At 61.7% G+C, this 13,492-nt stretch carries 14 protein-coding genes and 1 pseudogene; 11 read left to right on the top strand and 4 right to left on the bottom strand.

Features of this window, described 5'->3' with window-relative positions:
* The 7 genes and pseudogenes from sphst_RS03800 to sphst_RS21455 form a co-directional block, all read left to right on the top strand.
* The coding region (locus sphst_RS03800) for a hypothetical protein (protein ID WP_107045190.1) at nucleotides 1-362 on the top strand (362 nt) is incomplete at its 5' end.
* Nucleotides 332-802, top strand: a complete 471-nt coding sequence (locus sphst_RS03795) for a MarR family transcriptional regulator (protein ID WP_107045189.1) — start codon at nucleotides 332-334, stop codon at nucleotides 800-802. The genes sphst_RS03800 and sphst_RS03795, both read left to right, overlap by 31 nt.
* Before the next feature lie 679 nt (nucleotides 803-1,481).
* Nucleotides 1,482-2,816, top strand: a complete 1,335-nt coding sequence (gene repC / locus sphst_RS03790) for a plasmid replication protein RepC (RefSeq protein ID WP_031393303.1) — start codon at nucleotides 1,482-1,484, stop codon at nucleotides 2,814-2,816.
* 265 nt (nucleotides 2,817-3,081) lie between these two features.
* Nucleotides 3,082-3,984, top strand: a complete 903-nt coding sequence (locus sphst_RS03785) for a replication initiator protein A (RefSeq protein WP_031393304.1) — start codon at nucleotides 3,082-3,084, stop codon at nucleotides 3,982-3,984.
* A 177-nt stretch (nucleotides 3,985-4,161) separates the two neighbouring features.
* A complete protein-coding gene (locus sphst_RS21060) occupies nucleotides 4,162-4,944 on the top strand; it encodes a hypothetical protein (RefSeq protein ID WP_234387306.1) in 783 nt (260 codons plus the stop codon).
* Nucleotides 4,945-4,996: 52 nt separating this feature from the next.
* Nucleotides 4,997-5,440: pseudogene (locus tag sphst_RS21535) on the top strand (methylase); the annotation flags it as partial.
* A 71-nt stretch (nucleotides 5,441-5,511) separates the two neighbouring features.
* Nucleotides 5,512-5,766, top strand: a complete 255-nt coding sequence (locus sphst_RS21455) for a strawberry notch-like NTP hydrolase domain-containing protein (protein WP_267895103.1) — start codon at nucleotides 5,512-5,514, stop codon at nucleotides 5,764-5,766.
* 272 nt (nucleotides 5,767-6,038) lie between these two features.
* On the opposite strand, the gene sphst_RS03775 is transcribed toward sphst_RS21455, so the two are convergent.
* Nucleotides 6,039-6,236, bottom strand: a complete 198-nt coding sequence (locus sphst_RS03775; RefSeq protein WP_107045188.1) for a hypothetical protein — start codon at nucleotides 6,234-6,236, stop codon at nucleotides 6,039-6,041.
* 384 nt (nucleotides 6,237-6,620) lie between these two features.
* On the opposite strand from sphst_RS03775, the gene sphst_RS03770 reads away from it, so the two are divergent.
* Nucleotides 6,621-7,031 (top strand): single-stranded DNA-binding protein, encoded by a 411-nt coding sequence (locus sphst_RS03770; RefSeq protein ID WP_031393542.1) that lies wholly within the window; start codon nucleotides 6,621-6,623, stop codon nucleotides 7,029-7,031.
* A gap of 94 nt (nucleotides 7,032-7,125) precedes the next feature.
* Here the strand turns inward: sphst_RS03770 and sphst_RS03765 are convergent, their stop codons facing one another.
* On the bottom strand, nucleotides 7,126-7,560 hold the full coding sequence (locus sphst_RS03765) for a response regulator (RefSeq protein ID WP_031393543.1): 435 nt from the start codon (nucleotides 7,558-7,560) through the stop codon (nucleotides 7,126-7,128).
* A 550-nt stretch (nucleotides 7,561-8,110) separates the two neighbouring features.
* Here sphst_RS03765 and sphst_RS20840 point away from each other — a divergent pair.
* Nucleotides 8,111-8,281, top strand: coding sequence for a hypothetical protein (locus tag sphst_RS20840; protein WP_199848902.1), 171 nt, complete (start codon nucleotides 8,111-8,113; stop codon nucleotides 8,279-8,281).
* A gap of 193 nt (nucleotides 8,282-8,474) precedes the next feature.
* Here the strand turns inward: sphst_RS20840 and sphst_RS21050 are convergent, their stop codons facing one another.
* Entirely contained in the window at nucleotides 8,475-8,663 is a 189-nt protein-coding gene (locus sphst_RS21050; protein ID WP_234387304.1) for a hypothetical protein, read from the bottom strand.
* 385 nt (nucleotides 8,664-9,048) lie between these two features.
* Between sphst_RS21050 and sphst_RS03750 the strand changes: the two genes are divergently transcribed.
* Both sphst_RS03750 and sphst_RS03740 read left to right on the top strand, forming a co-directional pair.
* On the top strand, nucleotides 9,049-9,441 hold the full coding sequence (locus sphst_RS03750; protein ID WP_031393545.1) for a DUF3768 domain-containing protein: 393 nt from the start codon (nucleotides 9,049-9,051) through the stop codon (nucleotides 9,439-9,441).
* Between the two features lie 1,406 nt (nucleotides 9,442-10,847).
* Complete coding sequence (locus sphst_RS03740; protein WP_031393547.1) at nucleotides 10,848-11,534, top strand: ParA family protein; 687 nt, start codon at nucleotides 10,848-10,850, stop codon at nucleotides 11,532-11,534.
* Between the two features lie 786 nt (nucleotides 11,535-12,320).
* Here sphst_RS03740 and sphst_RS03735 read toward each other — a convergent pair.
* The gene (locus sphst_RS03735; protein ID WP_325049425.1) at nucleotides 12,321-12,707 is read right to left on the bottom strand and encodes a VOC family protein; all 387 of its coding nucleotides are present in this window, start codon (nucleotides 12,705-12,707) and stop codon (nucleotides 12,321-12,323) included.
* Nucleotides 12,708-13,492 lie beyond the last annotated feature (785 nt).

The raw sequence follows: 13,492 nt of genomic DNA, 5'->3' as shown, positions 1-13,492 counted from the left end.
TCGCCACCACTACTGCTATTCGATTGATCGCGGCGAAAGAAGGCTGGGCCCCGGGTGAGGTATTGATCCTGGTGATTGATGCGGGCGTCGCTGCGGGCTTCTACTGGCTGGGCGTAACGACGATCCGCTTCTGGCCAATTTGGGCAACAGGTTTTGCAGTAGCCGACCTCTTCATGAGCATCTTCGGCGCTCTGCTGCCCGGTGTGCCACTCTTTGCCTACCATACAGGCCTTGGGATCTACGCTTATCTCGCGCTTGGCACGCTTGCGCTCGGCACGCTCCGCTTGCCGGCGAACGCCGAGCCCCACATCCGAAACGGATCGAGACGATTATGGGTGCAGCATCTGAACGAGATGACCTGATCGACGTCGTTGTGCGGCTGCCGCGCAAAGCGATAGAGGAGACTTTGCTGTCTATGCCGCCAGACGCGAGAGAGCTGTCCGAGCGCAGGCTTGCCGAGGCTAGGGCGGTGTTGGTCGGCCGGCGCCGGCGGGCGACCCACTTCAACGGGGTCCGCTTCTATGATCCGAGCTGGGACATGATCCTGGAACTTTACGTAGCCGCATGCGAGCGACGCCGCATCGCTGTGTCCCAGCTATGTAAGCTGAGCGGAGGTTCGACGACCACCGCTTTGCGCCACATCGAGCATCTCGAGGCGCTTGGATACATAGTCAGACAAACGGATCCCGAAGACGGACGCCGCCTGATCGTCGGTACGCTCACTCCCCTTCTTGTCGCTTCGGAGCAGTGGCTCGATCTTCGAATCGCCGAGTCCCGAATACAGGATCGGAGATCGGGCTGACGATGTCTACGGGTCACACTAGACTCCGGTCTTTCAGCCACCAGTGACATATCGAATGCCCGAAAACGTCCAACTCGCTCCCCTGCTTGGACAAACGGCATCAGCCAATTTCGAGCCTGAACTTGCAGTCTCTCGCTGACTCAATTGCCATTTCCCTGCCACGCCTACCCGGCGCGCCGATGAGGAGGCTGCTCTACGTCTGCGCAACATGTCACGTAAGACTGCCGAAACGCCCGATTCTCACGCCGTTACCGAAAGCACGAGCGAGTGCGCGACGGCGTTACCGATAGCACGTGCCTCTGGGGACAGCGTTATCGATAGCACGAGCGAAGATCGACACGTCGTTACTGATAGCACGTGATTATCACCCATTCCGTTACTGATAGCACGATTCATCGCGCACGACCGACCCGCCAGTGATGCTTAACAATCGATGCTGTGGATCAGCTCGACGCTGACCTCCGCCGTCCACTCGGGCGCGCGTCACAACGATCAAGGGGGACGCTGTGCAGATATGAAAAACCCGGCACGAGGCCGGGCTTTTCGGGACGCCTGCTAGGGCGGATGTGAGAACCCTCACTTTAGCTGGCTCCCTTTCCTATTGCTACCCCAAAGCGTCGATCGTGGCGCCACGGTGTCGCTTTGTCTGCACGGGCTCCCCTCCCAGGGAGAACGAACGATGGCTGCTGCCCATAGCCCCGGCCGGGGACTGCGCCGGTTTGACGAGCATGCCGCCAAGGCGACGAAACTTGTCGAGCAATTTTGCGGTCTTGAAACTGGAATGGCACCTTCCAAAGCGCTTGCGGCGCTCAAACGAGCGGCTCCTTACATAGGCGTCCCCCTGCGCGTGGTTTCCGTCATCGATCTCCTGTTTGCCTGGACGAAGCCGCAGGACTGGCAGGGTGGACAAATCCCCGTCGTTTGGCCGTCGAACGACCTGCTCGCGCAAAAGCTGGGCGTAACCGTCCGACAGGTTCAAAAGCTCTTAAATCAGGCACAGGCCTTCGGTCTGGTCAGCTTTCGGGATAGTCCGAACGGTCATCGTGGTGGACGCCGCGGGGCCGACGGCTTCATCACATGGGGCTACGGCATCGTCCTCGCTCCGATCGGCACCAGGCTTCAAGAATTTGCTGCCCGCGCGGCCAAGGGAGCCGCAGAGGACGCGGCACTGACAGTGCTCCGCAAACGCCTTGCCGCTGCCCGCAGGAATATCAGGGCTCTGGCCCAAACGGTATTCGATGCCGATCTTCACGATTTAAAGGCGGGTGACGATCTCGCGTTGGCGTTGATGGCCACCGACCAGATGCGTTGCGTCCGCGATGTCGGCCTTCTGACGGCCTGTGTGGAGCAGATCGAAGAGCGTGCGCGTCGTTTAGCCGGGGCTGTTTCGGCCGAGATCGCTGTCCCCAGTACCGGTAGCGATCAGGATGATAGTTCATGCCGGGATGGACCTGAGGACATCCACTCTACAACTACAAACCAACTCCAATCTGCTAAAGCAGATACCAGTAGCAGCTTGGCGAAAAAAAGTAGTGGAAATGGGGACGCCCTCTCCTCTCAACCTCAAACTGCAGTCGACGACGATCTGGAAAAACACGGTGTCGATCCGGAATTCATGATGTCGATCGCGCCGGAGCTCTGTTCCGGTCTGCTCCACCGCGATGGATCGTGGGGCGAGGTGGTCGCCACCGCGGAGCGTCTTGCGGGACAGTCGGGGATCAGCAATCACGCGTTCAAGGAAGCCTGTCGCATCATGGGCCAGCGAGGTGCCGCTGCCTCCGTCATCGCCACGATCCAGAAATACCGGCGCGGCGAGGTTCAGCGGCCCGGCGCGTATCTCCGCGGAATGAGCAGCAAGGCTGACAAGGGCGAATTGAACCTTGGGCGGACGCTCCACGGCCTCAAGGACACGAGCCGCACGGTCGCCATGCGGGGGATGTCCGATGGGACCGATGCGACGCCGATCGGGAGCCTGATGTCGCGGCTGGTTTCCCGGGGGGCTGAACTGCGATGACAGGATTTCGTCACCTTCTCAAAGACCTGGAGCTCGTACTGCACACCGGGTCTCCGAATGAGGTTCACGGCGTTACCGATAGCACGAGTCTCGACCGGGTTTGCGGTGGCCCGTACCTATCAAAATGTGAAACACACCCCGATTTACCGGCTAAATCGCTCCAAATCCTCGTGCTATCGATAACGCGGTCGCTTATCCGACTGCAGGTTTGCGGCCGATCCGCTATAAGCGGCCTTGCTAAGTGAAGCTGGTGGGAGCCCCGACGATGGATTCGCGAGAAGTCGCTCTCTCCCAGGGCAAGCTGTTCGACTATCTCGACAGCCCGCTGCACGGCAAAGTCCGCGGCGAGCAGAGCATCATGGACTTTCCACTATTCTCGTTAGCGAAGCGGCCTCAGATGGAGGCCATGACCTACGAGATGGACGGCGTCAAAATCGAGATCAAGCCCAGTTCGAGCGGTATCGCGACGATGTGGGATAAAGAAGTCCTGATCTACGTCCTGTCGTTGATGGTGCAGCATATTGGCCGGACCGGGGGTGAAGTACAGAACGTCTTTACCTTCAATGCACACGACTTCTTCCGGGCGACCGGCGTCGGTCGCCCATCGAAGCGTGATTACGATCGCTTCATCGAAGCACTCGGTCGTTTGCAGGGCACGCAAATCCGAACAAACATTAAAACTGGCACCGTGGGGACGAAGGGCTTCTTCTCCTGGTTCGCGGAGGCGCAGGCGACAACTCGCGAAACAGCGAGCGGCGTCGATCAACTCATGCCGGTCCGCGTCCAGCTCTGTGACTGGCTCGTCCGCGCGGTTTCGCGTGACAGTCGTATCTATGACTACCACAACGACTATTTTCGTCTTGGCTCGATTGAACGACGCCTTTATGAATTGGCGCACTGCTATTGTCGTGATGAAGAATATGAAATGCCTCTGGAGATGCTGGGTGCGAAAATCGGCTCCACGTCGCCGCTACGCACGTTGAAAAGTCAGCTGAAGAAGATTGCGGCCGACAATAAGATGCCGAGCTACTCAATTGAAGTGCGCGAAGTTGTTCCGGAGGTCCCTGCGCGGGATAAACTAGGACGACGGGTCGGGAAGCCAGAAACGGTCGTTGTAATGAGGCCCAAGGATCGGTCGACAGGCGGTCGGGCCACGTTGGCCGCGTGATATCGATCCATATGCCTGACATCCTGCGCGACTAGCCGCGGCCGACGCCGCCCGACCGGCTTTGGAAGATGGCTTCGCGGTCGCGATGCTTTGTCGGGCACAAGGTGTTCAGAGGAGAGGGAGCCTTCGGCTTGTTGATTCGGTGATGATCACCGGACGACTTAACCGAGGCCCTCGATGCGAACCTCAGACGCAGCTCTCAAACTCGATTTCACCGAACCGTCAATCACCGCTGCCAAGGCCGTCGCCGAAACCATTGCCAAGAATGGATCGCTCCAGCGCGACATGCTGTGTGGGTCATGGAGCAAGCCTATGGCGCTTCGACTGCAGATGGTCGCTGGTCGCTGGTCGCTCCGCGACATGCTCGAACTCGCCGAAGTCATGTACTTCGCAAAAGCAGGCCTTCCCGCCGATCCTGGCGCTTGTGTCGCTGCGCTTACCGAACTGGTCGCCAATCTGCCGACCCACACTGTTCGCAGCGAAGAGCAGATCGAGCTCCAGCAATTCTCGACACCGGCGCCGATCGGGTACCTCGCCGCGCTCGCTGCGCGCATCGCGCCCACGGACCTGGTGCTCGAGCCATCTGCCGGCACTGGTCTCCTCGCTGAGTTCGCCTCCCGCGCCAATGCTCGCCTAGTCCTGAACGAGATCGATCCGGCTCGCGCCGAGATGCTCGCAGCCGCCTCCCCCGGGGCTGCCGTCACGCGGCACGACGCCGAGCTGATTCACGACCTGCTGGCGCCGAGCATCCGGTCTTACGGCCGTTCTTATCAATCCGCCTTTATCGCGCAGCATCGGTCGTCACGCCGACCGCCAAACAGCGTTCCGGCATCTTCGCACCGCTTTGATGCGTCTGGGCACGGGAGGCCGCTGCGCCGCCATCTTGCCCGACCGCGTCGACACGTCGAGTCGCGCGTGAGCGAAGGCGACCGAGGGTTGTACGCTGACGTTGCACCTTGAACTGCCGGCGAATGCCTATGCCAAGCATGGCACCAGCCAACCTGTGAAGATCATGGTGCTGGAAAAGGTGACCGGCACGCCTGCCGAGATGATCCGCTGCGCGACGCTCGCCGATGCGCCCGCGGCGATCACCGCCAAGACCGCTCCGTCTGTGTCCGCGCCTGTCCCGCGCACGGCCTCGCTGCTCATCCGCCCCCGCGGGCGCAGCTCGCGTTTTGGCGGCTTGGCGAGCAAACCGCGGCTGAGCGCACCACCCGCAAAAGGCGCGCTGTCGCAGACCGCAACGCCGATCGATTACACCGTGTTTGCCAAGCCACTTCCGACGGGGGAGTCTGTCGGTGTGAACCTGCCCTATCGGCCAAGCCGTATCGCGATCGGTTGCGCATCGGCGCATCCAACCGCGCTGGTAGAACCGATCGCCATGGCTTCGATCACAGCGCCGCGGCCAATCTATGTTCCGACCCTGCCCCAGGCTGTCGTCTACGCGAAGGCGCTCTCCGACGCACAGCTCGAGACGCTGATTTATGCCGGCGACGCGTTTGGGCGTAACCTACTCGGCCTGTTCAAATCCGTCGAGGAAGGTCTCTCAATCGCTTCTCCGAGGATGGCCGTCCGTACCGGACCGGCTTCTTCCTCGGTGACGGCACCGGCGCCGGCAAGGGTCGCCAGGTCGCCGCGATCATCTTGGATCAATGGTTGCGCGGTCGCCGCAAGCAACCTCGGCGCTCCTCGCGCGAGCGGCAAGAGGCTTTGCGTCACCGTCGCCGGCTTCGGCCCCCCGCCTGCATGGTGAGGACGCGGATCGCGCTGTCGAGGCCATGATCGGTCGTGCACGCTCCCAAGGCGAACAGCCGAGCGGTGATGACTGGTTCCTAGGGGCAAGCTCGCGATGGTTGGTGGCGAATAGTGTAACGACCAGCGCGCTATGCCGCTTCGCTCCACCGAGTTCCTAGCCGGTCTTGGCCCGTCCGGGTGACGATCGACTGACGGGGGCTTATCGCGCCCAGATCGCGATTCCGACGCGGAGCGGTTCCGTGGGGCGAGGCCGGAGTCTGCCCCGCGCCGTGTGTTTCTCGTTCAGGCCGCACGCCAACTCACAGCGATGGCCTTTGCGCCGGCTTCGCCGCGGTGTGCCAGGCGGACGCACTACCGGCAGGCACGTCAGCCGCGCTTGGTTCCTGCAGTCCGGGCGGGATGCTGCGAAGCACGAACCGTTCCATCGTCATCTCGACATGCTCGGCGCGCGCGCGCCGTGTCAGCGAAAGCCGCACCAAGGTCCACGCCGCAACCATCATCCTTCACCACAGACACCGGCGCAGGGCGCGAGCACCAGCGAGGGAGAGTGTCAGAGCCGCCCGGGATAACAGGATTGAGGCAGAGTGGCACTTCCGGACGAGTAACGCGACAAAGACGTACTGCTTCACGGTTCCATGACCGCTGCCCGCCGGGCGGTCCATCCCCTCTCTTTCCTGAACGACCTAATTCGGCCGTCCACCCCCTCCAACCCGCGATCATTCGGGCCGAGTTGCCGTGTGCCACGGCTGCCCGCACCACCCCTTTGATCGGGGTTCCCCTGCGCGTCTACGCGCTTGCGGTGGAGGGGGCGTCCTGGCCGTCTTTTTTGGTGCTCAGTCGAGGGGACGGACCCCCCGGCGAGTAAAAAAAGGAACTTCGAAATGCAGAACCTCGTCATCCTCGCCGGCAACGTCGGCGCCACGCCTGAAGTCCGCACCACCCAGGGCGGCACCAAGATCACCAACTTCTCCCTCGCCACCTCGCGTCCCAAGCGTGACCAGGACGGCAAGACCATGAAGGATGGCGAAGTTCGCCGGGTCGAGGACACCGAATGGCACCGGATCACCTGCTTCAGCGGCGTCGGCCAGACCGTCGCGCAGTATGTCGAGAAGGGCCAGAAGGTCATGGTCCGGGGCCGCATCCACTACACCCGCTGGACCGACGACCAGAATATCGAGCGCTACGGTGTCGAGATCATCGCCGACGAAGTGACCTTCCTCTCCTACGGCAAGAACCGCCAGGAACGCCAAGGCGCCGCGCAGGAAAATGAGGCCGATGACGTCCCCTTCTGAGGGAGGCAGTACGGGCCCGGAGCTGACGCTCCGGGCCTCTTATCGCGTTCATTGGCGATCAGGACCGTAAGGTCACAAGTTCGGGAAAACTCAGCTAAACCGCCCGCTTGAGCTGCTCGGGTTGCTTGTTGTCCGGTAGCGTCTGCCTAAGATGTCGGTGAACCATGCGATCGGTGAACGGCTTGCCGATAAACGTAGCCTTGTCGGGCATGACCCCCGGACCCGGACCCGGACCCGGACCCGGACCCGAACCCGGCTTCCGGTTGCCGCTTGCGATCACGATTTCAATCCCGTGCCAATGGTGGGCAACGTGATGGGCTAGCGCAAACCCGTCGGTGTCGCCGGGCATCTCCACGTCGGACAACAGGAGCATCACATTGTCGGCATGATCGCCCAGGAGGGTCTTCGCCTCATCCCCCGTACCCGCCTTGTGAAAGCGAAACCCGGCGGCCACGAGAGCGTCGGACGCGTGCATCAGGATAAGCGGATCATCATCGACTACCAAGGCATAAGCGACGGTAGAGATCACCTTCCGATCTGAAGCCTCGTTATAAAATCTGGTTGCCGTTGTTGGCGTTTCGAAATGAGATGGCGTCTCCCGGCGAAGCCGGGACCGTCGCTCTATTCCGCTTCGCTTCACCGATCCCGTAGCCGGTCTCGGCCCGTTCGGGTGACGATCGACTGACGGACGCACAGCGCGGAAACGTCTTTCCGGAAAGCGGCAACTTCCTTCCATCCTGGCCCGGCCGGGGCTGCACCGCCGCGCAGCGCACTGTCCCCGTCGACATCGGGGCGCAGAGAGGGGCACGGACTGGGCAGGTGTCCACGGCGCCTGCGAGGGGCGTGTTACTGGCAAACCAACGCTGAGCACGACGTTCCCGGCAGGCGGGCTTTACCCCCGCTTTTGAGGCGCAATCCTTGGGCCGGCTCAGGGCCCTGTACGATCAACCCGCAAGGGGTCCGGGCGCTTTGCTACGGCTTTCTTGCCTGCGGCAACAAAGTGATCGCGGCCCTTCCCCGTCCTGTCGGGCGCCTGTCGAGCGGGGATGAACCCCGCCGGCTTCACAGGAGCCTCGGACATGTTCAACGATATCTGGATCGCCCGCAAAAACGCCATGTGCCTAGCAAGAACCCTCATGGTGGCAACCATCGTCATCGTCATCGCCGTCGGCACGGGGTACGCCTTCATCACCGCCGAAGATCACGACAGCTCGCTCACGATCGTCAACGAATACGACCCTTACGCCTGAGCCTCCCGGGGGCTTCGGCCCCCCTCCCCTCCCCGCTCGTCAACCGTGAAGGCGCCGGAGCGGGCATCGAGCCCGCCCCGGCCCCGCTGCGCAAGCACGGCAGCGCCGCTGGACGACGCGCTTCTGCCCCCTTCTACCCACCGCTTGGGTGCGGGATCCAAATTCAGACGGTATCTCTTCCGAAGGCGGGCAATCAGCTCCACGCCGTCCGGACAGGCGGCAGTTCCTCGAACACCTTCATCAGCCGCGGGTCGCGCAGGAGCGTCACCCATTCGCGGCCATAGGTTCGCGACACCAGATAGAAGGTAGACCCTTCGCACTCGACCATCCGACAGCGCTCCAGCTTGTCGACCAGCGAATAGTGGGAGCCGCGGCGTGCCACGATGTCTTCCAGCTCGGCCCGCATTAGCGTCCCGCATTTGCAGCACCGGGTCCGGACCAACGCCTTCATCCGGAGCATATCGCCAGCGCTGTCCATCCAGCGGGGCCACAGGGCAACGATGTCGGCAGCCGTTTCCATGATCAAACGATACGCCGCGATCGGCGTGGTCGTCCAGCATCAGCATGGACCTGAAGTCTTCCCGTGTCGACGATCCGCGCGGCATTTCGGGCTCGTACGTCCTGGCCGGGGCGCTCCCCCGCGCAAGCCCGCCAGCGGGCTTCTCCACTCCGTTTCGACCCTATGGGTGCGCGAGCGACCTGTGCCCCGGCCGTCCTGTCGCCTGTCGAAAGGCCCCGATCGTCGGGGTCAATGGCAGGAGACCATCATGGCCGAGCAAACGCCCCAATCAAACCACGCCAAGGGTGGCTCAGCGGAGATCGCCCGCCTCAACGACTGGCTGCGCGAGCATCTCACCGTCCCGGGCAACAACCGTATCGTGATGACCAGCGGGATCGCAGATCTGATCGGCGACGTCAATCTTTTCCGAAACTTCCGAAAGCGGGCGGAACTGCTCCGAGCGGTTCGCGACTTCGATGGCTTTGACGACGCCATCGACCCGTATGGCGAGCACGACCTGGGCCGGTTCCGGTTTGAAGGCACCGACTGCTACTGGAAGATCGACTATTACAATCACGACCTGAGCGCGGGTTCAGAGGATCCGGCCGATCCCTTCAAAACCACGCGCGTCCTGACGATCATGCGCGTCGACGAACGATGACGCACCGCCCCGGCGCGATGGCGCCGGGGTTCCCCCTGCTGCGGAAAGGATGAGATCATCAATTTCGAGCCCCCCTTCCCCACACCACGCTCGGCGATCAGCACGGCCGTGTGGAGCGCCCGGGGTCTTAGATCGCCTCGCTCATGGCAGCGGTCGTCGTGATGGCGGCATTCTTTCCGATGAGATCGAGTGCTTCAATGCCCGCGACTTGCCGCCGAATTTGATGAGACCGGCTGACGGTCGCTATCTGGACATCGACGGTTGTCCGGGAAGAGTGACTGGTGCGTGTGGGAGGCAAGACCGTCGCGTGGGTCGGCGCCTCCCCTGCCCTACCAACGTCGGAAAGGCTCTGTCGTCGACTCTGTCCATCGTGACGACCGGGCGGAGTCAGCGTCAAGGATGCGCGGTTCCCTCAATTTTGACGCGGCCTTCGCTTCGCTTCGACCACGACAAAATCGGCACCCCCACGCCCCGCTTGCGCGGCCGCTGCGCGGTCCTGTGACCCTGACCCCACCCGATCGTCAGCCGGCATCCGTCTTAACGAACAGACGGAGGTTTACCTGCACGTCCAAACCGCACGCACCCAGGCATGGCTCGCTGAACTTGCAAGCATCCAAGCGGAGATCGCGGCACACGGGATGCCCGAGCAGGCACCCCTCCCCGCAGTAAAGCGAACTCGCAAGCTCAAGCCACTCTGGGAGAAATGAGCATCGTCCGGGCGGCCTCAGCCGCCCGATTAGGATTGGGTCTTCGTCTTGAGCGTCGTTGTATCCGGTGTGGTGCAGGTCGTGTCGAACGAGATCGGGCCGTGGGTACTTCACGATCAATTTCGCCATTTTGCGCTTTGGTGAACGCCGATCGCGCTTGTCGCGTTCGGCGTCTCAATCTCTTATCGATTTGTGGCTTGGCGCTGTGGATTCATCAATTGCTTTGGCGATACGAGAACTGAGGGGAATCGTTCCTTCGTCGGTAGCGGCGTGGTAGCAACGAGCTAGCGACACTGTAGCGACCTGATCGCGGATTGCGTTTGGGTAGCAACCAGACAGCTATGACGTAGCATGTTCATACACGGTTGGTGGCCTGCCTCTCGCGCCTTGCCAATCGAGTATTGACGGTATCGCAAAGGCGCGTTTCGCTAGTTGGTAGCATGCAGCAACCGACTACCAATCGGATCGCGAGCACGTCGCTTCCCGGCCGCAACATTATCGGGTCAAAGCTGCAACCGGGTCGCGACAAGCCCGCTACCAACTCGCGGGTTAATTGCGAGCAAATCGCAATTATAACGCAGGCTGCTCGCTGCTAGATTGCGTCAAAGTCGCTAGACACTAGCTGGTAGGTTGCGCTATAGCCGCTTCATGAACGCTGGCTGCTACATGGTAGCAACCTGGCCGCAACGGGAGAGCAGTATGCCAGTCATCAGTTTCGTGTCGCCGAAAGGCGGGGTGGGCAAGACCACGGCGACATTGTTGCTCGCCGGAGAGTTGGCGGAGGCGGGGGGTACCGTACGCCTGATCGATGCTGACCCTAACCTTCCGCTGGTCGACTGGGGCCAGTTACCGGGACGACCGGATGCGATAACTGTCGTCGCGTGCCGCGACGAAAACGCGATCATCGATGAAATCGAGCGGGGCGCGTCGGAGGCGCGCTTCACACTCGTTGACCTCGAAGGCGCGGCAACCGCGACCGTCACGTTCGCAATCGCTCAAAGCGATCTGGTGATCATTCCTTGCAAGGGGTCGCATCTGGATGCCACCCAGGCTGCCCGCGCTATTAAGCTCGTCAAGCAGACGGCGAGAGGCACCAAGACAAAGATCGACTACGCTATCCTGTTCAGCCAAATCCCGCCAGCGCTGCGCTCGAACAATCAGAAGGACATCGCGGAGCAGTTCAACGATGCTGATATTCCGGTCCTTCCGGTCATGATCTACAATCGCGAGGCCTATCGCGCGATGTTCGCCGCTGGTGGCACGCTTCGCACCATCAACGACAAAGGTGTCGGTAACATGAAAGCGGCGCTCGAGAACGCCGAAGCCTATGCGGCAGCAGTGATCGCCAGGCTCCGTAAGGCGCGTACCGTGAAGGAGGCAGCATGACCCGGTCCAGGCTCGATCTCTCGGAGTTTGATGATACGCCCGCGAACAAGGATCCAGCCAAGCTACGCGAGATAAGCGACGGGGCGGGCTTTCCGTCGCGTCCGGCTGTCCCAGCTGTAGCTGCCCCGCCTGTAGCGGCGCCCGTGCCTCAAGAGCGTCCCCAAGCCGGGACATTCCAACGGCCGCCACGCGTAACCGGCAATCGCAATATCGCGATCAACGTGAGGGTAGATCCCGAGACCGCTGCGAGACTCTACGCTCTTCGTGACGCGGATCCGGCACGCAAGCGCGTGCTCGCCGACGTCGTAGCAGATGCGGCGCTCTTGCTTTACGAGCAGGAGATTGGCGGGGCTGCTCCATAGGTAGGGCAGGGGCCTTGCATGGCCGTTAGCGCGGCGATGCAACGCAATCCTGGTTGACCGCCCGCGCGCCGCAGAATCTCGTTAAAGGCGGCCCCACGATCGATGGATAGGGCGCGATACCCCGCTTGGCACGACCGAGACGGCGCCCGAAACACCATACGAGCCGCGCCCGTGTGCCGCGGCGCATGGGCGAGCCCCGGCCGCCAACACGGCGCAAGCTATGGCCGGTCTGCAGGGGAGGGGGGCAGCCTGATCTGGCGCCGTCAATCTGCTTTCGGGTATCCTGCTCGGCCGCGCTGAAGCGAGCGCCGGCCGTCAGCCTCCGTCGGCGCAACACCCAGACAGGCCGTGGCTGCCAAGATTGGGGAACCGCTGCGTTCGATCCCAGCCAATGCCCTTACCGCATAGAATGGCGGATCGAAGGTCATCCCTTGCCCACGCTAGGTTCGATCAAATCCCATCGGTTTCCGTAGAGGTCTTCGAAGACCGCCACCGTGCCATATGGTTCATGGCGAGGCGCTTCGACAAAACGGATGCCCCGCTGAGTGTAAGCGAGGTGGTCACGGGCAAAGTCGTCTGTTTCGAGAAACAGGAACACGCGACCGCCGCTTTGATCGCCGATCGCCTCACGTTGCCGGTCGCCAACCGCTCGCGCTAGTAACAGTCCGTTCGCCGCACCATGCGGCGCGACCACCACCCACCGCTTGCCATCAGTCAGCACGGTATCTTCACGCAGTTCGAAGCCAAGCTTCTGAACGAAGAAGGAGAGCGCGGTGTCATATTCGTCGACAAGGAGAGCGGTCAGGTTCAAGCGTTGAGGCATCCGACGAGGCTGCCCTAATCTGGATGCTAGGCCAACGCCGGCTTCTCGTCTGGATGGTGGATCGGGAAGCCTAGCCTAGCGACGCAAGCTGGCGTGCCACCGCTTTGCCGCCGTGTTTCGAGATAGCCGTCGCGATTGCCCGGGCATCCGCTTTGTCGATCGCTGCAATTTTAACCCGCTCAAGCGCTGCGGTTAGAACCGGACGACCAGCGTCTCGAGCCGTCTGCTCCGCCGCCTTTGCCTGTTCGTCCAGATGGGCAAGTTCCGCTTTTAGAGCTTCCCGCCGAGCCTCGATTGTTGCGAGATCGACGGCGTTTCTTGTTCGGGCCATTCTTCGAATCCGGTTCCAATAGAGAACAACTTAGCAGGTTGCGGGCAATCCAGGAAATAGCAGTTAGCCGTGCATAATCGTGCAAACGCCTTGCACCGGCACTACAAGACTGAAAGCTACTTGTCGCAAGCGCACAGTCAATCACTTTTCACCTCCGCGTTTGGAGTGATTTAACTCCAAATAGTTTGTTGTTTCATGAGGATAGGCAATTACTAGGGATGGCAGGATATGCCTCATGGCACCAATGTCGGACATTGATACTCGAGGTTCCGCTGCTCGGGGCTTTAAGAAATGAAGGTTACAGTCCGGCTAACTGATGACCTTACCGCGGAGATCGATCGGATCGCCGCAGCGAATGGGCACGCGCCAGCGATGGTTGCCAGGCTCGCAACCCTACGGATTTCGGGGGACGCAAAGCGCGCTGCGCCAGCCAGTCGACCGA

The sequence above is a fragment of the Sphingomonas sp. STIS6.2 genome (assembly GCF_000732685.2).
Lineage (GTDB): Bacteria > Pseudomonadota > Alphaproteobacteria > Sphingomonadales > Sphingomonadaceae > Sphingomonas > Sphingomonas aerolata.
This window is presented reverse-complemented; position numbering and strand designations above follow the sequence as displayed.

What these genes read in the sequence shown, in the direction of transcription:
- sphst_RS03795 (WP_107045189.1), top strand. Translation starts at nt 332, where the DNA reads ATGGGTGCAGCATCTGAACGAGATGACCTGATCGACGTCGTTGTGCGG.
- repC (WP_031393303.1), top strand. Translation starts at nt 1,482, where the DNA reads ATGGCTGCTGCCCATAGCCCCGGCCGGGGACTGCGCCGGTTTGACGAG.
- sphst_RS03770 (WP_031393542.1), top strand. Translation starts at nt 6,621, where the DNA reads ATGCAGAACCTCGTCATCCTCGCCGGCAACGTCGGCGCCACGCCTGAA.
- sphst_RS03750 (WP_031393545.1), top strand. Translation starts at nt 9,049, where the DNA reads ATGGCCGAGCAAACGCCCCAATCAAACCACGCCAAGGGTGGCTCAGCG.
- sphst_RS21060 (WP_234387306.1), top strand. Translation starts at nt 4,162, where the DNA reads ATGCGAACCTCAGACGCAGCTCTCAAACTCGATTTCACCGAACCGTCA.
- sphst_RS03740 (WP_031393547.1), top strand. Translation starts at nt 10,848, where the DNA reads ATGCCAGTCATCAGTTTCGTGTCGCCGAAAGGCGGGGTGGGCAAGACC.
- sphst_RS03785 (WP_031393304.1), top strand. Translation starts at nt 3,082, where the DNA reads ATGGATTCGCGAGAAGTCGCTCTCTCCCAGGGCAAGCTGTTCGACTAT.
- sphst_RS20840 (WP_199848902.1), top strand. Translation starts at nt 8,111, where the DNA reads ATGTTCAACGATATCTGGATCGCCCGCAAAAACGCCATGTGCCTAGCA.
- sphst_RS03775 (WP_107045188.1), bottom strand. Translation starts at nt 6,236, where the DNA reads ATGGTTGCGGCGTGGACCTTGGTGCGGCTTTCGCTGACACGGCGCGCG.